At 42.1% G+C, this 20,815-nt stretch carries 20 protein-coding genes; 5 read left to right on the top strand and 15 right to left on the bottom strand.

Annotated elements, in window-relative coordinates; all coding sequences use genetic code 11:
• Positions 1 to 133: 133 nt before the first annotated feature.
• Positions 134 to 1,783 (bottom strand): electron transfer flavoprotein-ubiquinone oxidoreductase, encoded by a 1,650-nt coding sequence (locus L1070_RS00815; RefSeq protein WP_237124104.1) that lies wholly within the window; start codon positions 1,781 to 1,783, stop codon positions 134 to 136.
• A 176-nt stretch (positions 1,784 to 1,959) separates the two neighbouring features.
• Here L1070_RS00815 and L1070_RS00810 point away from each other — a divergent pair, with 176 nt between their 5' ends.
• Complete coding sequence (locus L1070_RS00810; RefSeq protein ID WP_237124103.1) at positions 1,960 to 2,712, top strand: electron transfer flavoprotein subunit beta/FixA family protein; 753 nt, start codon at positions 1,960 to 1,962, stop codon at positions 2,710 to 2,712.
• Positions 2,709 to 3,635, top strand: a complete 927-nt coding sequence (locus tag L1070_RS00805; RefSeq protein WP_237124102.1) for an FAD-binding protein — start codon at positions 2,709 to 2,711, stop codon at positions 3,633 to 3,635. Before L1070_RS00810 ends, L1070_RS00805 begins: the two co-directional genes overlap by 4 nt.
• A gap of 303 nt (positions 3,636 to 3,938) precedes the next feature.
• On the opposite strand, the gene L1070_RS00800 is transcribed toward L1070_RS00805, so the two are convergent.
• A complete protein-coding gene (locus tag L1070_RS00800) occupies positions 3,939 to 4,658 on the bottom strand; it encodes a hypothetical protein (RefSeq protein ID WP_237124101.1) in 720 nt (239 codons plus the stop codon).
• Positions 4,659 to 4,748: 90 nt separating this feature from the next.
• Positions 4,749 to 5,573 (bottom strand): collagenase, encoded by an 825-nt coding sequence (locus L1070_RS00795; protein WP_237124100.1) that lies wholly within the window; start codon positions 5,571 to 5,573, stop codon positions 4,749 to 4,751.
• 215 nt (positions 5,574 to 5,788) lie between these two features.
• Between L1070_RS00795 and L1070_RS00790 the strand changes: the two genes are divergently transcribed.
• Both L1070_RS00790 and L1070_RS00785 read left to right on the top strand, forming a co-directional pair.
• A complete protein-coding gene (locus L1070_RS00790) occupies positions 5,789 to 5,980 on the top strand; it encodes a DUF3185 family protein (protein ID WP_070985394.1) in 192 nt (63 codons plus the stop codon).
• 32 nt (positions 5,981 to 6,012) lie between these two features.
• Positions 6,013 to 6,402 carry a VOC family protein gene (locus L1070_RS00785; protein ID WP_237124099.1) on the top strand — a complete coding sequence of 130 codons (390 nt, stop codon included), beginning with the start codon at positions 6,013 to 6,015 and terminating at the stop codon, positions 6,400 to 6,402.
• 60 nt (positions 6,403 to 6,462) lie between these two features.
• On the opposite strand, the gene L1070_RS00780 is transcribed toward L1070_RS00785, so the two are convergent.
• The 4 genes from L1070_RS00780 to L1070_RS00765 form a co-directional block, all read right to left on the bottom strand.
• On the bottom strand, positions 6,463 to 7,233 hold the full coding sequence (locus L1070_RS00780; protein ID WP_237124098.1) for a LamG domain-containing protein: 771 nt from the start codon (positions 7,231 to 7,233) through the stop codon (positions 6,463 to 6,465).
• A gap of 14 nt (positions 7,234 to 7,247) precedes the next feature.
• On the bottom strand, positions 7,248 to 7,628 hold the full coding sequence (locus L1070_RS00775; RefSeq protein ID WP_237124097.1) for a winged helix-turn-helix domain-containing protein: 381 nt from the start codon (positions 7,626 to 7,628) through the stop codon (positions 7,248 to 7,250).
• Between the two features lie 518 nt (positions 7,629 to 8,146).
• Positions 8,147 to 9,973, bottom strand: a complete 1,827-nt coding sequence (locus L1070_RS00770) for a di-heme-cytochrome C peroxidase (protein ID WP_237124096.1) — start codon at positions 9,971 to 9,973, stop codon at positions 8,147 to 8,149.
• Positions 9,974 to 10,108: 135 nt separating this feature from the next.
• Entirely contained in the window at positions 10,109 to 12,595 is a 2,487-nt protein-coding gene (locus tag L1070_RS00765) for a TonB-dependent receptor (RefSeq protein ID WP_237124095.1), read from the bottom strand.
• A gap of 158 nt (positions 12,596 to 12,753) precedes the next feature.
• On the opposite strand from L1070_RS00765, the gene L1070_RS00760 reads away from it, so the two are divergent.
• Positions 12,754 to 13,278 (top strand): YaeQ family protein, encoded by a 525-nt coding sequence (locus L1070_RS00760; protein ID WP_237124094.1) that lies wholly within the window; start codon positions 12,754 to 12,756, stop codon positions 13,276 to 13,278.
• 48 nt (positions 13,279 to 13,326) lie between these two features.
• Here the strand turns inward: L1070_RS00760 and L1070_RS00755 are convergent, their stop codons facing one another.
• The 8 genes from L1070_RS00755 to ubiG all read right to left on the bottom strand — a co-directional run bounded on the left by L1070_RS00755 (position 13,327) and on the right by ubiG (position 20,646).
• Positions 13,327 to 13,920 carry an outer membrane beta-barrel protein gene (locus L1070_RS00755; protein WP_237124093.1) on the bottom strand — a complete coding sequence of 198 codons (594 nt, stop codon included), beginning with the start codon at positions 13,918 to 13,920 and terminating at the stop codon, positions 13,327 to 13,329.
• A 187-nt stretch (positions 13,921 to 14,107) separates the two neighbouring features.
• Positions 14,108 to 14,644, bottom strand: a complete 537-nt coding sequence (locus L1070_RS00750; protein WP_237124092.1) for a DUF924 family protein — start codon at positions 14,642 to 14,644, stop codon at positions 14,108 to 14,110.
• 57 nt (positions 14,645 to 14,701) lie between these two features.
• Entirely contained in the window at positions 14,702 to 15,001 is a 300-nt protein-coding gene (locus tag L1070_RS00745) for a hypothetical protein (RefSeq protein ID WP_237124091.1), read from the bottom strand.
• A 188-nt stretch (positions 15,002 to 15,189) separates the two neighbouring features.
• Positions 15,190 to 15,462, bottom strand: a complete 273-nt coding sequence (gene yfaE / locus L1070_RS00740) for a class I ribonucleotide reductase maintenance protein YfaE (protein ID WP_070985404.1) — start codon at positions 15,460 to 15,462, stop codon at positions 15,190 to 15,192.
• Entirely contained in the window at positions 15,462 to 16,592 is a 1,131-nt protein-coding gene (gene nrdB / locus L1070_RS00735; RefSeq protein ID WP_237124090.1) for a class Ia ribonucleoside-diphosphate reductase subunit beta, read from the bottom strand. Before nrdB ends, yfaE begins: the two co-directional genes overlap by 1 nt.
• Before the next feature lie 51 nt (positions 16,593 to 16,643).
• Positions 16,644 to 18,929 (bottom strand): class 1a ribonucleoside-diphosphate reductase subunit alpha, encoded by a 2,286-nt coding sequence (gene nrdA, locus L1070_RS00730; RefSeq protein WP_237124089.1) that lies wholly within the window; start codon positions 18,927 to 18,929, stop codon positions 16,644 to 16,646.
• Positions 18,930 to 19,291: 362 nt separating this feature from the next.
• The gene (locus tag L1070_RS00725) at positions 19,292 to 19,939 is read right to left on the bottom strand and encodes an HAD-IA family hydrolase (protein WP_237124088.1); all 648 of its coding nucleotides are present in this window, start codon (positions 19,937 to 19,939) and stop codon (positions 19,292 to 19,294) included.
• Positions 19,936 to 20,646, bottom strand: coding sequence for a bifunctional 2-polyprenyl-6-hydroxyphenol methylase/3-demethylubiquinol 3-O-methyltransferase UbiG (ubiG, locus tag L1070_RS00720; RefSeq protein ID WP_070985408.1), 711 nt, complete (start codon positions 20,644 to 20,646; stop codon positions 19,936 to 19,938). The genes L1070_RS00725 and ubiG overlap by 4 nt, the downstream gene beginning before the upstream one ends.
• Positions 20,647 to 20,815 lie beyond the last annotated feature (169 nt).

Below are 20,815 nucleotides of genomic sequence, written 5' to 3'. Positions count from 1 at the left end.
TCCTGTACTCACGGTTGTGTCTTTTGATTAAGTATATGCAATATCTGAGGTTTTGCTGAACTAGGAGGGATGTAAGAAAAAAGGGGCCTATTTGGCCCCCAGCAATTTGGGTTAGAATTGTAAAGCTGTCAGATCACATATTAGGGTAGTTTGGTCCACCAGCGCCTTCAGGTGTGACCCATGTAATATTCTGACTAGGGTCTTTAATATCACAGGTTTTACAGTGCACGCAGTTTTGCGCGTTGATCACAAACTGTTTCTCGCCAGCGTCATTCTCATTGATTTCATACACGCTTGCTGGGCAATATCTTTGTGCTGGCTCTGCATATTTTTCGAGATTGACTGAAATTGGAATACTGGCATCGGCCAATTTAAGGTGACATGGCTGCGATTCTTCATGGTTGGTATTCGATAAGAATACCGACGAAAGCTTGTCAAAGCTCAGCTTACCATCCGGCTTAGGATAATCTATTTTGTCACATTCAGAAGCTGGTTTTAGCATCGCATGGTCGTGGTGCGTGTCTTTAAATGTAAACGGTAAAGCGCCTGAAAATATATTCTGATCTAGTGTGTTATAAGCGCCACCTAGAATTCTACCTAGTTTGTGGATAGCAGGGCCAAAGTTACGCGACTGATATAGTTCTTCGTATAGCCAGCTAGCCTTGAACTTTTCAGCGAAACTAGCTAAATCAGCTTTTGGCTGCTCATCAACAAGGGCTTCGATAATGCAATCAGCTGCCAACATGCCTGATTTCATCGCGGTGTGATTGCCCTTTATTTTGGCAAAGTTCAAAGTGCCGGCATCACACCCCACAAGTAAACCTCCTGGGAAGTGCATTTTAGGCAGTGAGTGGAAGCCGCCTTTCGCGATAGCACGCGCACCGTATGACACGCGTTCACCCCCTTCTAGCACTTGTGCAAAAATAGGGTGGTGTTTCATGCGTTGGAATTCATCAAATGGGCTTAGGTATGGATTACTGTAGTTAAGATCGATGATTAAGCCGACAACAACCTGATTGTTTTCGGCGTGATACATGAAAGAGCCGCCGTGGGTGTCTTTTTCAAGTGGCCAACCAGTACCGTGTACTACAGTACCTTCTTTATGCTTACTTGGGTCAATCTGCCAGATTTCTTTAAAACCAATACCATAGTGTTGTGGCGTTGCATCCTTATCTAGGTCAAATTGCTTGATCAATTGTTTACCTAAATGACCACGACACCCTTCGGCAAATACAGTGTATTTAGCGCGTAGTTCCATTCCTGGCATATAGCTGTCTTTAGGTTGACCGTCTTTATCTACGCCCATATCGCCAGTAACAATACCTTTTACTTCATCATCTTCGATGATTAAAGAGTGCGCGCTGAAACCAGGGAATATCTCTACGCCGAGTTGCTCAGCCTGCTCAGCTAACCAACGACATACGTTGCCCATAGAAACAATGTAGTTACCATGGTTTTTGAATGTTTTTGGTACGGCGATATGTGGGATGCTGGTGGCACTTGCCTGATCTTTAAACAAGTAAATCTCATCAGTCGTGACTTCGGTGGTTACAGGGGCACCTTTATCTTTCCAATCTGGTAGTAGTTCATCGAGTGCTTTAGTCTCAAATACGGCACCTGACAAAATATGTGCACCCACCTCAGAGCCTTTCTCAACGACACAGATCATCAGTTCTTTTTCTTGTTGTTGTGCCTGTTGTGCGAGTCGGATTGCGCAAGATAAGCCAGCAGGCCCTGCGCCAACCACAACTACATCGAATTCCATGGTTTCGCGTTCAACCATTTTAACCTCACTATGTTTTGACGGTGTATTAACTAAAAAGAGGCTTTAGTTTTGATTACGTTAAAGTAAGGTTATTTTAGGTTGACGTTTACGTCAACAGGAAGTAGTCTGATTCCATAAAATAATTATGTTGACGTATACGTCAGCTTTAAGAATAACCAGATGATGGAGTTACCATGAAAGTACTTGTGCCAATCAAGCGAGTGATTGACTACAACGTCAAGGCTAGAGTAAAGCCAGACAGCAGTGATGTTGATTTGAGCAATGTAAAAATGGCCATGAACCCATTTTGTGAAATTGCTGTTGAAGAAGCAATTCGTCTAAAAGAAGCTGGTACAGCCAGTGAAGTTGTTGCTGTGTCGATTGGTGACAAAGCATGCCAAGAACAGTTACGAACAGCACTAGCGCTTGGTGCTGATAAAGCTATTCATATTGAAACAGATGCTAAATTAGAGTCATTACATGTGGCTAAACTGCTAGCTAAGTTAGTTGAGCAGGAAAGTCCAGAGTTAGTTATTCTTGGTAAGCAATCAATCGATTCAGACAATAACCAAACTGGGCAAATGCTTGCAGCTTTAACTAATCGTAGCCAAGGTACTTTTGCCTCAAAAGTGGTGATTGAAGGGGGCAAGGCGCAAGTTACGCGTGAAGTTGACGGTGGCTTGCAAACCGTGTCGTTGTCTTTACCAGCTATCGTAACCACTGACCTTCGTTTGAATGAACCACGTTATGCATCTTTACCTAACATCATGAAAGCAAAGCGTAAGCCACTTGATATAATCGCTGCCGATACTTTCGGTGTTGATCTTGCCCCACGCGTAGAGCTGCTGAAAGTTGAAGAGCCAGCAAAACGTGAGGCGGGTATTATCGTTGAAAGTGTAGAAGAGTTGGTAACAAAACTAAGAACTGAAGCAAAGGTGATCTCATGAGCGTATTAGTCATTGCAGAACATGAAAATGGCCAATTAAAGCCAGAGACTGCAAAAGTTGTAAATGCAGCAGCGGCGATTGGCGCGAGTGTAGAAATTCTAGTAGCAGGGTCTAATGTTGCTGACGTTGCCAACAGTGCTGCTCAGATAGCCGGTGTAAGTAAAGTGCGTGTTGCTGATAGCGCGTCATTTGAACATCAGTTGGCTGAAAACACAGCAGACTTAGTTGTTGAGCTTGCAAGCAGCTACAGCCATATTCTTGCCAGTGCATCAACAACAGGAAAGAACATTCTTCCACGCGCAGCGGCGTTGTTAGATAAATCACAGATTTCTGAAATTATTGCCGTAATTGATGCAGATACCTTCAAACGTCCAATTTATGCGGGTAATGCGATTGCCACAGTTAAGTCTAATGAATCACAAAAAGTGATCACGGTTCGTGCAAGTGCATTTGATGCGCAAGGCGAACAGGGCGCATGTGACATTGAAACTCTATCAATTGACATTGATAACAAACTCAGTGCGTTTGTGGGTGTTGAACAAACAGAATCTGAGCGTCCTGAGCTCAATGCTGCGCCTGTTGTTATTTCTGGTGGCCGAGGCATGCAAAACGGTGAAAATTTCTCATTACTTAATGGTATTGCAGATAAACTCGGCGCGGCTATTGGTGCTTCAAGAGCGGCTGTAGACGCAGGGTTTGTTCCTAACGATATGCAAGTGGGTCAAACGGGTAAGATTGTTGCACCTGATCTGTATATCGCAGTGGGCATCAGCGGTGCTATTCAACACTTGGCGGGTATGAAAGACTCAAAAGTGATTGTTGCCATTAACAAGGATCCAGATGCCCCAATTTTCCAAGTCGCAGACTATGGTTTAGTGGCTGACTTGTTTGACGTGCTACCTGAACTCGAAGCAGCTTTATAAAAGAATAATAACAATTCTGGTTGTTAAAGCCGTTGTGCCGTATGGCCGCGGCTTTTTTTATGTATGCGATATTACTTTATCGCGTTAGAACTTCAATTTTTTGCCTAATCACTCCTTCCTCTTACCATATTTATTTGATACGCCTGATTTTGTTGAGATCGAAGTAGGAGAACTTATTACATATGCTCGCGTTCTAAGAGCCATATCTATAAAGCACGCACAGTAGGTTAGGGGCAACGAATAGCCAATTTATGGTTATTCGTTGCGTCACGGCAACTTAGCTTACAAATGTACTTGAACATGCTAAAGCTGTACTTGGACTTTTTGCTGTAGGAATTGTTCAGTGCTTAAGCTGCTAGATTGACACTGTTCGATAGCCTTAGTTGAAAACACCCATACCAAGCTCTGCGGTTGCTTATCTTTGCTGTCAGGCCAGCTATTGAGAGTAACGGCCACTGATTCGTCGAATGGCTTATCTAGCGACGCCATCAAATCAAACTTAGTTTCACTACATAAAACATTCGCTGCAATTTGTTCTACGGTTGTAATTAATTGAGCCCGTTGATGCTGACGAGAGAGTTTGTTGGTCAGTGCGTTATATCGCTCAGCTAACTCAGTTTTTTGTTGGTTTGCCTGAGCCAATTCTTGTTTAAGTTTGGTTATTTGATCTGCTGAGGCTTTATCCGAAATCATGGCGTGTTGCTTTTCAAGACTAAAAATCTGGTGAGACAAACCTCGAAGCTGCTGTTTGAGTGCCACAAACTCGTCATTTTGATTAAAGCTATGAGCAATGTGTGGTGCAGGTGTTTCATCGTTATCAATTTTAAATTCAAATGCGATGTGAACGCCTTGGGCGGGGGCATAAAGTGTATGAATATCATCAAGTTTTACTCGAGAATCTTGAATACTTTGAGTCAATTTATTGTTTAGTAAATTAGACAGTTGAACAAGTTCACTATGTTTCGGTAGCGATAAGGCTTTAAAACTAAATAATAATGTAAGTAACAACAGTGGTTTGCACATGCGGTATTCCTATAGAAAAGCAAAGAATCAAATCTGTGAATAATGGGCCATGCATAGCTTGGCCCATTTATATTTAGAGTTGGCTAACTGTTATAAAGACACCAGCCAAGTTTGCCATTCACTTTCATAGGCGCTGCTCCACTGCGAAAGCTGCTGTTGATAGGCTGACCAATCAGCTTCTCTGGTATTGCTACGAAGTACGCGTACATCCTCCATATGACGTTCCATCATGAAGCGCGCGGCTAAATAACCCCAGCGATAGATTTGATCTGTGCTGTTGCTGTAGTCTGTATTTAAGACCGTAGCGAGAGATAAGTTCTGTCCTGATTGGTTGATGAGCGCAACCGCATCGGCATTGTTATCTTTTAAAGAGATGTACTCAGCAAGTCCTTCGCTCCACCAAACGGTATTTTGTGGGTAGTCTGAAAAGTTACCTTTGAGGTTAAAACGACCATCCAAATAGTGCACGTACTCATGCTCTAAATTCCAAATTGCAAATTCAGGTCTGAGCCAGTCAGCTTCATGGGCATAAAAGGTCGCCTGATTGCTAGGATCGGTCGCATTGCCTTCAATATACATGCCGCCGTTATTGGTGCTGATGCCAAAAAAGCGTGAACCATAGCGATTGTATTGCTGGTAATCATCAAAAATCACCATTAATAAGTCATCGTTAAGATCATTGCTAACAGGCTGCCACGCAGTTTCTAGGCGTTGGTGAAAGTAAGTTTCTTCAGTACCAACGATATCGCATGAGTCATCAAACTGTGTGGCTGTCATATCTTGAGCTTGAAATCTCAAGGTGTCACTACAGGTATGGCGCAATGGCAAAATATTATCTGGAGTTGGCTTACCTTTAGCGACTGCTGATGTTGCTGAAGCTGCTAGTAATGCGCTGATAATTATTGAGTATTTCATTAGGGATGTTCCTCCGGTTATTGTTTTTTTGTTATTAATCCGGCCAGATTGTTGAATTAATGTATAGCACAATATGAATAACGTATACAATATACTTAAAATATTTCGCGTTGGCTTCTTGTTAGTGGCTGTATTGCAGAAGGTGGAGATTTGCACAATTGAAAAAATCCGCTTTACTCAGTAGTTAACAGTTGCGTAAAGAAGGATGTAAATCGATGAATAATAAACTTATTGGCATTATCTTCATTATTGGGGGAGTTGCTTTGGTGGCGTGGGGTTACAACATTTATGATTCAGCAGAATCACAACTTGGAAGAGCATTGAGTGGAGAAACCCCTCTTGAAGCATGGGCTGGTATGGTAGGTGGCGCGATTTGTGTTGCTATCGGCGTGTTTAGAATAAAATAATAGCCTTCTAGTAACACAGGTATAGGTAAGATATGAGCGCCATATCAAAGTTGGCTCAGATAGCGATAACTGTGAGTAATGTCAGTGTAGCGCTGGGCTTTTATCGAGATATTCTTGGTTTAAACTTGCTCTTTTCACCTTCTGATAATCTCGCGTTTTTAAGCTGTGGAGATACGCGAGTTATGTTGACTACTCCCCAAGGTTACGGTGAGATAGGGAAAAACTCCATAATGTATTTTTCAGTAAAGGATATAGAAACAACATTTGGGAAAATGTTGGACAAGGGGGCAGAGCTTGAGCGTTTTCCTCAATTAAGTGCAAATATGCCAGATCACGAATTGTGGATAGGTTTTTTGAAAGACCCTGACGGCAACCTTATCGGTTTGATGGAAGAAAAATCACTCAAAAATACAGGCATATAACTTACATCGCTATTTATTAAAGCTTCACTATCGGTGCGCAAAGTCTCGTCAAATATGATGTTATAAGCCGGCTATGTCGTGTCGGTCGTGTGACATTGTTCCACCGTTACTTGCAATACTAAAACAGCTTCTTTGATTGCCTTTTTGATAGTCTAAATGTACCTCTTGTTGATCGAGTGCGCGATGATGTAGTGCGACCTCACCAATTGCTCCTTTAAAAAGACCGGTATGGTAGGATGATCTACTGCCAATTCTCAAAGGCATATCATTGGCAAGAGAACCGCTTCGCTTGGTCGGATCATGAATACAGCTGGGCTGTCCATCTATATAAAAACGAAGTCCGTCGGGGTCATCCCTATCTACTGAAACTGCGACATGATGCCACTTTCCATCTGAAACGGATGAATTTGAAATATATGTAGTGCAAGCACCATTATCTTGTTCGCAATACCAACTACCAATACCATCTGCCAGTTGAAAGCCTAACTTCCCGTCATCAACAAACATTACATAGCCTTGAACGGTATCCATCTGGTTTTCATATCGCTTATCAATTATTACTCGCTGATCATATGAGTCGGTTTTTATCCATGCTGTCACAGAAAAGTCGCCAAATGTGATATCAAAATCATCGTTATCAGGCAGCTCTATAAAGTCATCGAAACCATCGAGGCAAAATGCGAGGTCCTGTTGTGATCTTGCAAGAAGAATTGCATTTTCTTGGTTAAGAGTGATTTTAGGGCTGTTTGCTATGGGAAGATTAGCAGTAGATAATGTCCACAAAGCGGTTCCTACAAACGCAATTGAAATAGTACTAGCCGTGCCTAGCAAACTGTTCTTAAAGCTTATTTTTTTATTTTTCCGATACTTCCAGCGCAGTGGGCCATCACATAGTAACCTTTACCCCGCAAATTTTTAATGTACTCATTCTCAGGTGTTTGCCCAAGTGCTAAACGAAGCATTCGGATACGTTGTTTAACATTTTCATCACCCGTTACCACATTTTTCCACACTAACGTCTGTAATTGTGCACTGGTAAGTGATTTCGGTGAATGTTCGAGCAGCACACATAACAAGCTAAAGGATAGAACAGGAAGGTGTATTTCTTGTGCTTGCTTATAGACCTTTTGCGTATCAAAGCATACAAATATGTCGTATAGCCAGACGCCAGTGTATCTTGCTGTAATTGTTTGAAATTGCAATTGTGTACTGCTGGCAATCATCATTTACCATCCATGTTGATTTTTTCTATTTTGGGTAAATTTATTTTACGCATTGTTTAACCATTTTTTCCATAGTTATAACTAATTTAATTTCAAAGTATCTTATTTTTCATCTATTTCGGTGGTTATTTGCCAATTTTGATAAAAATGAAACGTAACGCTTAGTTTGGGGGAAAGTTGAGCTTTATAGGTTGTTTATTGAAGAGATGACATGCCCGTAGCATTTATTTACTAGGCATTTGTCTGAAATACACGTAAGTACACGGTGCAGTTATTGTTTAACAAGGTTATTCTAGGGGGTTAATGGCTAAACTGAAATGTACTCGCGAAGGTGATTCGCACACAAGAGATACATATGATGTGTCTGTTTTATATCAATACGCATAAAATGGGTATATCAGTGTCTATGGATAGTGACGATGTGGCAAGCTAAAGAAGCGGTTTTACTGAAGGGCTAACATATATGAGCGAAAACACGGTGGCAGGTAGGACACCTTACTTCGGTGTCCTACGACTATTCCTTAAAGAGTTTTCATATATTCAATAACTTGCCATTTTTGTTCATCGTTTAGGTCAGTACCATAACTGTGACCACGGTTTGAATTTCCTGGCATGATTTTTCCGCCACTTCCATTTACTTTAAATTTATTCAGTCCAGCGGTTGTGTCAAAGCCAACGTTGACAGGGTCAAACTCACGACTACCCACCCAGAACTCTGTTACTCGCTGCTCAGGCTTTTTCATAAGCTCGTACAGATTAGGTACTGAGCCGTTATGCAGGTACGGTGCCGTTGCCCAAATCCCATTCAGTGGACGGCCTTTGTACACGCCACCATCATAAACGCCGTCGACGCAATCTGCTTCTACCTCATCTGCTTTTTCGCCGCGTTTTTTCAGGTGTTGAACCAATAAATTTTCTAACTCTTTAACCACACTTATTTTGTTGCCATTAGCATCGGTGCGTTCAGGAATATTACCCGCTTTTAGTGCAAGCGGGAGGTCTTTGAGTACCAAGCCCACAACGCCATTAACTGGAATGTCAATTGCGTTATCTACCGCTTGGAATTTAGAACCAATGAGAATGCGCTCTTTTGTACCTTCTAAAAATAGCGTTTTCGCCATATGGCACGATGCATTGTTGGCGGTGACAGGGTCGGTTCCTAGCTCACTAATTAAGGTTTGGTTTGCGATATAATCCAAGTGCTCTTTATCGCGAGGAATAACTTGGTGGCAGCTAGCACATTCTTGTTTGTAAAGAATTGCGCCCTTAGCGGCTTTTTCCGTATCAATGGCGGGGAAGTATTCAAGTGGCCACTGAGGAGAGCGCAGTGTTTTAACCCAAGATTCTAGATTACCCAAACCTATCATGTCGACAGTTGAGCTATAGCGGGCGTGTTTTCCAAATACTCTTTGTATAAATGGGGCTTCTTTAATTTCAAGCTCTCCAAATACGCCAACCACTTCACCAATATTTCTCACTAACGGGCCAACAATAGGTGTGTTTGGCGCTGAGGCATTCCACTGTACAACGTCCGACTGGTGTGTACCCCATAAAAATGGATATGAAACCGGGCCCGTTGGCGCGTTTTTGTTCGTTAAATCGTTTAACGCAAATGCTGTTCCAGCATTTTGAATATTACCAAATGCGTCTAGTCGGGCATAGCTGGTAAAATCTTGTGGGTAGTCTTTGGGTAGCGCATTGACTGCTTGGCGCTGTGCCGTTTGCAAAGCAATTTCTTGCAACCGTTGCTTGAGGTCGTTTTTGGTTGTTGCATTGTAACCTGAGCCCAATACATTACGTGCAAAGCGTTCGAACTTGGCTTCTTCATTCAGTGTTTTGTTTAAAGCTGCTACGAGTCTGTCGAAAAACAACACGAAGTTTGCCAAAGTAGGGGCACCATCAACTAAAATTTTGGTGCCTTTATAGTCAATCTGATTGGTGTGACACGCCGCACAGGTCATGCCAACCCAATTTTCACCAGTGGTTTGATTACTGTGCCGTGCAAAACCAATAGGAAGACCTCCAGGGTTTTTTTCACTGGCTTTACTTGGTAAGTAACGCAAGGATTCCATATGTTCTGAGTGTCGGAATAACTGCGTGCTGTCAGCTTGTTCAAGCCAAACAAACCAAGTATATGGGATGATCTGTGAGCCTTGGTTGGTAAACCAGAAGTTTTCACTTATTTCCTGACTCCAACCTTGATCTAGCCAGGTGCGGTCAGGGACTTGCCCTTGCTCTGGGGTGACCTGGATTGGATCGGGTGGGGCAGTGTGACGGTTAGTTGTACAGCCGATGGCGGTTAAAAGTCCTACGACACTCAGTGCCGCGGCGAAATGCAACTTGCTCATTATATTTTCCTTGCAACAGTGGATTGTAAAATAATAGTTATATTTTGTTACAATTGCTATTACACAGAATTACAAGCAAAAAAAATGTAATGTTGACTGGCACATACAGCGTGACAGTCAACATTACATGGAGCGTTAGAAGTAAGCACGAATACCTAATTTTACGTTTCTACCAGGTAATGGAGCTTGTTCTTTGATAAATGAACTATGTACAAAACCAAGTTCATCGGTGAGGTTGTCCAGATTCAAATAGCCAACAAAGTCTATGCCACTGTGACTGAAATCATATTGCACACTTGCATCGACAATGGTGTAACCTGACGTTGCCGTTTCGTATGCGGTGATGTCATCTTGCTTGGCATAACGTGTTACTGTCATGTTGGTTTTGAAGCCATCATAATCAAACTCGTATTTCACGCCTAGTTTGTCACTGGGGATACGTGGCAGCGAATCGCCATTTTTAAGTTTAGCGCTGAGTTTGTCAGCAAATACCTTAACGCGGTTTTTGTCATTGATATTGTAATGAGCATCTAATTCTATGCCATAAAGCTCGGCATCATTACTTCTAAACTGGAATACGGGTAAAGCGTTTTCATGTTCGTGATCTGCAACTTCAATACCGTGTGCCTCGCTAAAAATAAGGCCAGTGCTTTGTTGGTAATAGTAGTTATCAATGTCGTTGTAAAATACATTAATGGTATAACCAAAATTGCCAATAAAGCGGCGTAAGCTTAAGTCAATATTGGTCGCAGTCTCTTGCTTGATATCTTCAGGTTCAAAGTGAACCTCGCCATCTTCGATATGATAGCCAAGTCCTAACTCATAGGTGCCAGTGGCAATATGAATACCATTCGCTAGTAGCTCTGCGGTTAAAGGCGCGCGTTCAGAGCGTGAAACATTAACAGCTACATTGTGGCCGTCCTGAAAGTGATAAACGCCACCCACAGAGGCACTGATATTTGTGATATCAAGCTGATAGTCAATTTCGGTCATGGCGTGAACATCTTCATCATGATCATCGTGATGCTCTTCATCATGGCTATCATGTTCGTGGTGTTCAGCTTCAATGATATGGCTAGATAATTGGTAGTCTTCTATACGCGCGCCTAGCTCTAGTGTGAAATCCCCAAAGGTGCGCTCTTCAAGCAAATAGACGGCGTGAGATTTTGTAGTTGTTGAAGGCGTAAATGCTTCTTCACCTTGTGCGGCGTAGTCGCTGTCACTGTAGTGATAGCCAAGAATGCCGTGCCATTGTCCAAACTTGTGCTCTACATTTGCGCGTAATTCGCTGGACTTATTGCTGAAGGTTGTACCAACTTCACCACCTTCAATTTCACTGTGCGTATAATCGGTATAACCAGCTCGAACACTGATAGCTTCAATCCATTGGTCGTGCAGTGCGTAGTTAAAAAGTGCCTGCCATCTATCTTGTTTTACACGAGCAAATACATTCTCATCGTCATGTTCATCATGACCCTCGTCGACGTGCATGTCGTTGTCATCTTCTGCATGTGCTTCTTCGTGGTCATGCTCTTCATGATGAGCATGGCTGTGCCCAGGGATCCCATAATCTGTATCGATGCGACCGAAAGAAAGACCGACAGTGACATGTTCATTGATATAGCTGGTGCCAAAATTAACTTGTTGAGAGTCAATAAAGGTGTTTTCTACACGGTTTGCAAGTTCAGCGTGTTCATCGTGAGACTCTTGTGCATGGTCGGCGTGATCTTCATGTCCGTCGTGCTCGCCGTGTTCTTCATGCTCCTCTGAAGGTAGCTCAAAAGAAGGTGTTTCATAGTCGCCTCCTTTACGTTTTACACCATCAAAATGGAAATTAAAGCCATCTTTACCGGTTTCTAATAACGCAGCATAGGTATTCGTGTTAGAAACGCTATCATGACTGTACTCTGCAGCGCCATTAAGTGATTCAATCACATCACTGGGGATGCGATTATCAACTACGTTTACTACGCCACCAATGGCACCAGAACCATAAAGCAAGGTTGCAGGTCCACGTAATACTTCGATTTGTTGCGCTGACAAACTGTCATTGGTATTGGCGTGATCGGGTCCGACACGCGATGCATCACTACTATCTAAGCCATTTTGGGTGATTTTCACACGAGGGCCATCTAGGCCACGAATGATTGGGCTTGAAGATACAGGGCCAAAATAACTAGCATTGATGCCGGGAATACCTTTTAACGTTTCACCTAGTGTTGGTTTAGCAGCATTTTTTAGCTCATCGCCCCCAAGGACCGATACCGGTGAGGCCATTTCTACGTTATTTTTGTGCAGGGCAGACGCAAACACTACGATGCTTTCTACCGCACTTGGCTTAAGCTGCACGGTAACAAAGCCGTTGTCTTCAGTGATGTTTATACGTTCATCAATATAGTTATTTTTGGTTACATGTAGCTGAGAATCAGCATCAACGGCAATTGTAAATTGGCCGTTTTTGTCGCTGGTTACAGATTGAGTTTTACCATGTAAATGAACTTTAGCACCACTGACAGGTTGGTTGTTGTGATCTACAACTTTACCTTTTACATCACCTGCAATTGCATAGGTTGAAAACAAAGCGGAAACAATGGCACTACTTATTAGGGACTGCTTAATCATGATCTTCGACTTGTATTAGAATGTGAATGTTTAGCGTTGTTATAATATAACACCGCAATTATTTAGATTCAATAATGTTATATTATAGCTTTTAAATTTATTGCGATTGTGATCATAACTCCTATAGTTAGAGTGAATGAAGGACTAGGGTACCGATTATGGCTAAACCATTTGTGTTCAAGGCTCGCTTGAATGTAGCTGATTTATATCATCATGCGAATCATCAGGAAGTGTTTACAACCGCATTGCAAAAAGCAGAAACATTAGAGCACTTTGTACTCAAACTGCTCGGCTACTGTGCACTTTCGTATGAGCAAAGTGCGCATATGAATAATATGGCAGAAAAACAAAAGCCAGACGTGTGGCTCGAAGATGAGCAAGGGTATATTACCGTAGCGCTATACGCGTGTCCGTTGGAACTAGAAGAAATCGTTCGCTTATCAAAACAATTCCAAAAATTAGTACTATTGATAAAGGAGGATCCGGAATGGTTTGAGGCGGTAAAAGAACGTTTGAGCTATGTAGAGAATCTTAGTATTTTTGAACTCGAATCCGATTTTATTAACTCTTTGAGTTCCGCGCTAAGCCGGAGTTTGCATTGGGATATTGTGATTGAACAAAACCAGATCAGCGTCAGTGATAAATTTGAATATTATGAAACTCACGCATCGAAGCTGATCTAATTAAGATGTGTTTAGGGCAGCGCACAACCACCCTAAATATTAAGCAGCTTAGAAGCTATATGAATAGCTAACACTGATAGAAGTGATATCGGTGCCATCAAAGTCGTAGCTTTCAAAGCCTAAGGTGTACTCATGACGGTCGTTTTGATAACCAACACCCGCGCCAAAGCTAAAATCGTTGCCTGAAACATCGCCAGAGCCCGCGTAACCTGCGTACGATGCCGTTGCATCAGCGTTCCATGAGTTGATTGCTATATCAGCGAATACCATAAAGCCGTTGTCGAATGTATTTTTAAGTCTAGACTTTACGTAGAGTGAGTTTAGATCTAAATCGATATTAATTGCTCTACAGAGTGTTTCAGATGGACCAAAACCAGTTACACATACATTGTGAATGTTGTAGGTAGGGCTACCAAACTTTTTATAACCGCCCATAACCGACCAGTGTTCGTTGAATTGCTTACCAACAAACAACCCAAAGCCCGCTGCTTTCTCAGAACCAATGTTTTCGATACCAGAATCGATACTATCAGAGCTAATATTTGCTCCCCAGAACCACTGATTATCAGCTTGTTCTGCTTGAGCTGTAGATGCGAGCGATAGCGTAGATAAGAAAATAACAGGCAATACAGATTTTTTCACTTTTGAATCCTTGTAAATAATGAAGAGTGCGCATTGTAATACCGCTATCGGAAACATCAAATATATTTGTATAAATATTGTCTGATTGCTCTAAAAGTATTCACACTAGAATCTTTTTGCTTGTTTTCCATACAGTTAGGTGATTGTATAACATGTTTAATTGATAGCTATACGACTTAACGCACAGTTAAAAACTGGAGTTTGGCTGTTGCAAAAATACTCGTTCTTCTTTGCTAGAAGAGCGACCTAAAATAGCATTACGATGAGGGTATCGACCAAACCTTTCAATAATCGCTTGGTGTTTTAGTTCAAACTCAAGGTTTTGCTCATTGCCAAGCGCCTGGTATAGCTTAACGGCTTGAATGTGTATGCTTGGTGATTCACTATGCATAAAAGGCAGGTAGACGAAACTGCGTTGCTGATCAGGAAGCTCTTTATCAAAGCCTTTTTCGATAGCTGTTTGTGCAAGCGCTAGAGCGAGCGGATCGCAAGCAAAAGCCAAAGGTGTGTCACGATAAATGTTTCTTGAAAATTGGTCCAGAACAATGATTTCTGCAAGGCTTCCTTGTGCTGTTGTGCGCCAGTTAAAAAGCTCAGAGCGACTCGCTTGGATATGTAAGTCTCCAAAACGGCGCTTGATCAATGCGTCAAACTCAGCATCCTTCTGCCACCACTGCTTAGGCTCAATTTCTGCAAACCAAAATGCTAAGACTTGTTCTATCATATTGCTCACCTTTGTTGGACTTTGAACCGCTTAAACCTAAAAACGTTGGTAATCTATTTAGTTGGATAGTGTTTCAAGCCACAGCTCAGAATTGGCTAGAATGAATTCATAGCTGTGATTATCATCAAGTATGACTCTGATAGCACTGTATGTTATTGGTAGGATACCGCCACCTGTTCCGGTACACTTTTCTACTTTTACAATTTTAGCACGCTCAATCGTGTAGGGGCCTAACCCTCGCTCATGATTAAACGGTTCAAACGTTAACGTTTGAGCTGAGATTGATAATGTTCCGTCAGCTTTAGCGACACCTTGTTGGATAGATGCATGGGTATTTTTAATGGTGCGTTGTTGCATTGCGGGGCTCCTTGCTTTGCATTTTTAGAAAAGTCGCCACGTTACCGTTGATTAAGGAGCATCAACATGCACAGGGCGATATGTGACAGGCTTTGGTGCTAATTGTTCCTGAAAATGATATTAGCAGTGAAGAGCGTTGGCGGCCAGCTAAACTTTACTGGTAGCACATAGCAAATTGATAGGTCCATTCAAATAAGAGTGAGCTTTATGTCGGTCAAAGGCTTGGTGCAACAAAGCAATACTTCACCATCTCTGACAAAGGCTAGAGGTTCTTGATTGTAAACGACTTCACCCGATTCTAATTTTGCTCGACAAGCGCCACAAAAACCCTCTCGACATTGATAGGGAACTTCAATATTTGCTTGTTCAAGCGTTTCGAGTAGTGAAGATGACTGAGCCGCAAATTCAAGCGGCTCAGTATGGTTACTTACAGTAATTTTTCGACTTGGTGTATCACCCATTACAAGTCAAAATCACCAAAATCAGAGGCGTCAACTTCTGAGTCAATTTGGCCAACTAGATATGAGCTGATCTCAGCCTCTTGTGGCGCAACTTGCACATTATCAGAAACCAACCATGCATTGATCCAAGGAATAGGATTAGATTTATTTGCAAACTGTGCGGGCAAGCCAACGGCTGACATACGAACGTTAGTGATGTACTCGACGTACTGACACAAGATATCCTTGTTAAGTCCTATCATTGAGCCGTCTTTAAACAAATACTCAGCCCATTCTTTCTCTTGTTCCGCTGCTTCAACAAACATGTGGATGGCTTGTTCTTGGCACTGCGCAGCGACGATGGCCATTTCAGGGTCGTCTTTACCATCTTGCATAATGTTTAAAATGTGCTGTGTGCCAGATAAATGCAGTGCTTCGTCACGAGCTATAAGCTTAATGATTTTGGCGTTACCTTCCATTAGCTCGCGCTCTGCAAAGGCAAATGAACAAGCAAAGCTGACATAAAAGCGAATAGCTTCAAGGATATTCACTGACATAATGCATAGATACAGCAGTTTTTTCAGCTCAAACAGGTTGATAAGAACGGTTTGACCGTTGACTTCGTGCTTACCTTCACCATACAGATTGTATAGAGAGACCTTCTCGATTAACTCATCATAGTAACGAGTTACAGCATCTGCACGTTGATTAATTCTATCATTGGTAACGATGTCATCGAAAATAACCTCAGGTGACTGAGTAACGTTGCGGATAATATGCGTGTAAGAACGGCTGTGAATTGTTTCACTAAATGCCCAAGTTTCAATCCAAGTTTCAAGCTCAGGTAACGAAACAATTGGCAGCAGGGCAACATTTGGCGAGCGGCCTTGAACACTATCAAGTAGTGTTTGATATTTTAGGTTGCTCAAAAAAATGTGCTTTTCATGCTCAGGTAGGCCCTGAAAATCAAGTCGGTCTTTACTGACGTCGACTTCCTCTGGACGCCAGAAGAAAGAAAGCTGTTTCTCAATTAGCTTTTCGAAAATAGGGTATTTTTGTTGATCATAACGAGAAACATTGACGGTTTGGCCAAAGAACATGGGTTCTTTTAACTGATCATTATGATTTCTGCTAAAAGTAGAATAAGACATAGATTTTATACTCAATACCAAAAACAGCGGGCCAAATGACCCGCTAAAAACTTATATTTTACAAGCGCCGCCTGCACAATCGTCATCTTCTGCCTGAGCTTTTAGCTCATCTTGTGCGTCTGATGCGCCATCACGAGTGTTGTGATAATAAAGCGTTTTAACACCCAACTTGTACGCTGTCAGTAAATCTTTAAGTAGCAGCTTCATTGGTACTTTGCCGCCTTCAAATTTATTTGGGTCGTAGTTTGTATTAGCTGAGATAGTTTGATCAACAAATTTTTGCATGATACCAACTAAGCCAAGATAGCCATCATTCGATGGAATATCCCAAAGTAGCTCATAGTTGTCTTTCAAACGCTCGTACTCAGGCACAACTTGCTTTAATATACCATCCTTACTGGCCTTAACACTAATGTGGCCTCTTGGAGGCTCAATGCCATTGGTTGCATTGGAGATTTGCGACGATGTCTCCGAAGGCATTAATGCTGATAACGTTGAATTACGCATGCCATGAGCTTTGATATTTTCACGTAGTGCATCCCAATCTAAGTGCAACGGCTCTTCACAAATCTTGTCAAGGTCACGCTTGTAGGTATCAATTGGCATAATGCCTTGAGAATAAGTGGTCTCATTAAACAATGGACAAGCACCACGCTCTTTTGCCAGTTCATTTGATGCTTTCATCAAGTAGTATTGAATGGCTTCAAATGTACGGTGCGTCAAGCCATTTGCGCTACCGTCAGAATATTTAACACCATTCTTGGCAAGGTAGTAAGCGTAGTTGATAACACCAATCCCTAAGGTACGGCGACCCATCGTTGCGCTTTCGGCTGCAGGAACTGGGTAATCTTGGAAATCTAGTAAGTTATCTAAAGCGCGTACAGCAAGTTCTGCCAGTTCTTCAAGCTCATCAAGTGACTCAAGCGCGCCTAAGTTGAAGGCTGATAGGGTACACAATGCAATTTCGCCATCTGGATCATTGACATTATTTAGCGGCTTAGTTGGCAACGCGATTTCTAAGCACAGGTTAGACTGACGAATAGGTGCTACCTTTGAGTCAAACGGGCTGTGAGTATTACAGTGGTCTACGTTTTGTAGGTAAATACGTCCTGTGCTCGCACGCTCTTGAGCAAACATTGAGAACAACTCAATGGCTTTTATGCGTTTCTTACGAATTGACTCGTCTTGTTCGTATTGAACATATAAAGACTCGAACTTATCCTGATCTTCAAAAAATGCATCGTATAAGCCTGGAACGTCCGACGGGCTAAACAAAGTAATGTACTCATCTTTGATTAAACGAGAATACATGGTCTTGTTAAACTGCACGCCATAGTCAAGATGACGAACGCGGTTCTCTTCTACACCTCGGTTGTTTTTTAGTACCAGTAGATTTTCTACTTCAAGGTGCCAAAGTGGATAGAACAAAGTAGCAGCTCCACCGCGTACACCACCTTGTGAACAGCTTTTAACTGCCGTTTGAAAATGCTTATAAAAAGGAATACAGCCGGTGTGGTACGCTTCACCATTGCGGATTGGGCTACCTAACGCGCGGATTCTACCCGCGTTGATACCAATACCAGCACGTTGACTGACGTATTTTACAATTGCAGACGAGGTCGCATTGATTGAATCTAGACTATCACCACATTCAATTAATACACATGAGCTGAATTGACGCGTTGGTGTACGTACGCCCGCCATAATTGGCGTAGGTAATGAAATCTTAAATAAAGAAATCGCATCGTAAAAACGCTTGATGTAGTCAAGGCGTGTCTCTTTTGGATAATCAGAGAATAGGCTTGCGGCAACCAAGATGTATAAAAACTGCGCGCTTTCATAAATCTCGCCAGTGACACGGTTTTGAACCAGATACTTACCTTCAAGCTGCTTAACCGCGGCATAGCTGAAATTCATATCACGACTATGATCAATATACCTGTCTAACTCATCTAATTCTTGTTCTGTGTAATCAACCAGTAGATGAGGATCGTAACGCTTGTCTTCTACTAACTTGGTTACGTGATCATACAGACGTGGAGGCTCAAATTGGCCATATGCCTTTTTACGCAAATGGAAAATAGCAAGGCGCGCAGCTAGATACTGATAATCAGGAGAATCCTTATCTATCAAGTCAGCAGCAGCTTTAATAATCGTTTCATGAATGTCTTCGGTGCGAATACCGTCATAAAACTGAATATGGGACTTTAACTCAACTTGTGATACTGAAACATTGCTGAGGCCTTCGGCGGCCCAAGTGATCACGCGATGGATTTTATCTAGATCAAGCGGCTCTTTGCGGCCGTTTCTTTTGCTGACAGATAACTGTTGGTTCATAGTTGCGCCTGTATTCCTTCGGAATTGTATTTTTATGGTAAACGCACGGTTCACACTTTTGTTTATCTATTCACCACTATATATGGTGATAGGCTTACCGTGGATCACAAGATAGTGTGGATGAGCTAAATTTGCAATAGAACAACTTGGCCACAATTGTGGATAACTTAGGGATAATCGGCTCCTGTTAGTGGCTATTAACCTTTGAGGTTTTACAGCTAAACACACCATAAAAAAATCAACCAAGATGTTTTGTTTTTTTATCAATTTCAAAAAAAATTCTAACTGATTTTTTTATATTCAACTTGTGTAGGTTTTAGTTACAAGGCACAAGATATAGTGCCTCGCAACATAGTTTTGCACTATATATGTGCAATTAGCGATTCTGGGTTAGTTAAATTCAGATCCGCATTCCAACTTAGTGCCACTTCCTGACTCGGTACGTACCCCCATAGAGCAGTGACAGAGCGCATGTTAGCTGCTTTTGCGGCTTCAATATCTCTTGCTGCATCCCCAACATAAAAGCAATGTTGTGGATCGACGGCCAATTGTTGAGCTGCATGCAACAACGGTTTTGGTGAAGGTTTGGCCTCGTCTAATGTGTCTCCACACACCACAACTTCAATCTGTTTTAATTCATCTATACACTCAAGCAGTGGCATGGTTAAAAAGGTCGGTTTGTTAGTCATTATGCCGACTTTAATTCCTCTACTACTCAACGCATTAAGTAATTGAGCGATGCCAGCAAAGCAATGACTATGTACGGCAATATTTTGCGCGTAGTAGTCAAGCACACTTTGGCGAAGGCGTTGCTCGTCATGTTGGATGAGTGTGTCTTTGAAGCCAACCTCAAGTAGTGCTTTTACGCCGTTAGATATTGCTGGGCTGTATATCTCTTTACTGACAGGCGGTAGGCCGTGGGATTCAAGAGTGTGGTTTAATGCAGCACCTAAATCATCGCAGGTGTTAAGCAAGGTCCCGTCTAAATCAAAAATTACAGCTTGGATCATGCGAGTTTCTCAAAATGAAGCAGATAATTAACACTCACATCGTTGCTGAGCGTAAACGTTTTACTGATTGGGTTGTAGCTTATTCCGGCGCTGCCTCGCACTTTTAAGCCAACTTGTTCTGCCCAGTTGATAAGTGTGGATGGACGAATAAACTTGCCGTGGTCGTGTGTGCCTTCTGGAACAAGCTTAAGTAATTTCTCTGCGCCAACAATAGCCATCAAATAGGCTTTAGTGGTTTTATTTAATGTTGAAAAAAATACGCTGGCACCGGGTTTAGCCAGTTTGGCAACGGCTGCGATGATTGAGGCAGGGTCGGGGACGTGTTCAAGCATTTCCATACAAGTAACAACGTCAAAAGATTCCGGATGCTGCTTTGCAAACTCCTCGGCGGGAACGCGTTGATACTCTACTTTAACGCCGGATTCTAAACTATGAAGCTTGGCGACGTTAAGTGGCTCTTGTCCCATATCTATACCATGGGCATGTGAGCCAAGCTTTGCCATACTTTCTGTCAAAATACCGCCGCCACAACCTACATCGAGCACTTTTTTATCAAATAAGCCGTGACACTTATCATTAATAAAGTCCAAGCGCAGTGGGTTGATATCGTGTAATGGTTTAAATTCGCCCTCTTGATCCCACCAACGTTCTGCTATTTCTTCAAACTTTGCTATTTCCTGTGGGTCTACATTTTGATGTTCGGTCATAAAAAACTTCCTCGTTAATCTGAGCGCATTATAAGAGGGGTCAGATTAAAATCACTAAAACTTTGCGCCTGTAAATTGTTTAAAAGTGTGTTAGCATGGCGATTCAGAATTAATAATAACTCAACCTCTTCGCCATGCGATAGTGTGACATAAAAGAGGTAGACACTGA

This window comes from Pseudoalteromonas sp. MMG022, assembly GCF_021654245.1.
GTDB lineage: Bacteria > Pseudomonadota > Gammaproteobacteria > Enterobacterales > Alteromonadaceae > Pseudoalteromonas > Pseudoalteromonas amylolytica.
The sequence above is the reverse complement of the archived record's forward strand: the minus strand, read 5'-3'. Positions and strand labels throughout refer to the sequence as shown.

What these genes read in the sequence shown, in the direction of transcription:
- L1070_RS00760 (WP_237124094.1), top strand. Translation starts at nt 12,754, where the DNA reads ATGGCTAAACCATTTGTGTTCAAGGCTCGCTTGAATGTAGCTGATTTA.
- L1070_RS00810 (WP_237124103.1), top strand. Translation starts at nt 1,960, where the DNA reads ATGAAAGTACTTGTGCCAATCAAGCGAGTGATTGACTACAACGTCAAG.
- L1070_RS00795 (WP_237124100.1), bottom strand. Translation starts at nt 5,573, where the DNA reads ATGAAATACTCAATAATTATCAGCGCATTACTAGCAGCTTCAGCAACA.
- L1070_RS00745 (WP_237124091.1), bottom strand. Translation starts at nt 15,001, where the DNA reads ATGCAACAACGCACCATTAAAAATACCCATGCATCTATCCAACAAGGT.
- yfaE (WP_070985404.1), bottom strand. Translation starts at nt 15,462, where the DNA reads ATGGGTGATACACCAAGTCGAAAAATTACTGTAAGTAACCATACTGAG.
- ubiG (WP_070985408.1), bottom strand. Translation starts at nt 20,646, where the DNA reads ATGACCGAACATCAAAATGTAGACCCACAGGAAATAGCAAAGTTTGAA.
- L1070_RS00805 (WP_237124102.1), top strand. Translation starts at nt 2,709, where the DNA reads ATGAGCGTATTAGTCATTGCAGAACATGAAAATGGCCAATTAAAGCCA.
- L1070_RS00790 (WP_070985394.1), top strand. Translation starts at nt 5,789, where the DNA reads ATGAATAATAAACTTATTGGCATTATCTTCATTATTGGGGGAGTTGCT.
- L1070_RS00770 (WP_237124096.1), bottom strand. Translation starts at nt 9,973, where the DNA reads ATGAGCAAGTTGCATTTCGCCGCGGCACTGAGTGTCGTAGGACTTTTA.
- L1070_RS00800 (WP_237124101.1), bottom strand. Translation starts at nt 4,658, where the DNA reads ATGTGCAAACCACTGTTGTTACTTACATTATTATTTAGTTTTAAAGCC.
- L1070_RS00750 (WP_237124092.1), bottom strand. Translation starts at nt 14,644, where the DNA reads ATGATAGAACAAGTCTTAGCATTTTGGTTTGCAGAAATTGAGCCTAAG.
- L1070_RS00765 (WP_237124095.1), bottom strand. Translation starts at nt 12,595, where the DNA reads ATGATTAAGCAGTCCCTAATAAGTAGTGCCATTGTTTCCGCTTTGTTT.
- L1070_RS00785 (WP_237124099.1), top strand. Translation starts at nt 6,013, where the DNA reads ATGAGCGCCATATCAAAGTTGGCTCAGATAGCGATAACTGTGAGTAAT.
- L1070_RS00775 (WP_237124097.1), bottom strand. Translation starts at nt 7,628, where the DNA reads ATGATGATTGCCAGCAGTACACAATTGCAATTTCAAACAATTACAGCA.
- L1070_RS00725 (WP_237124088.1), bottom strand. Translation starts at nt 19,939, where the DNA reads ATGATCCAAGCTGTAATTTTTGATTTAGACGGGACCTTGCTTAACACC.
- nrdB (WP_237124090.1), bottom strand. Translation starts at nt 16,592, where the DNA reads ATGTCTTATTCTACTTTTAGCAGAAATCATAATGATCAGTTAAAAGAA.
- L1070_RS00815 (WP_237124104.1), bottom strand. Translation starts at nt 1,783, where the DNA reads ATGGTTGAACGCGAAACCATGGAATTCGATGTAGTTGTGGTTGGCGCA.
- nrdA (WP_237124089.1), bottom strand. Translation starts at nt 18,929, where the DNA reads ATGAACCAACAGTTATCTGTCAGCAAAAGAAACGGCCGCAAAGAGCCG.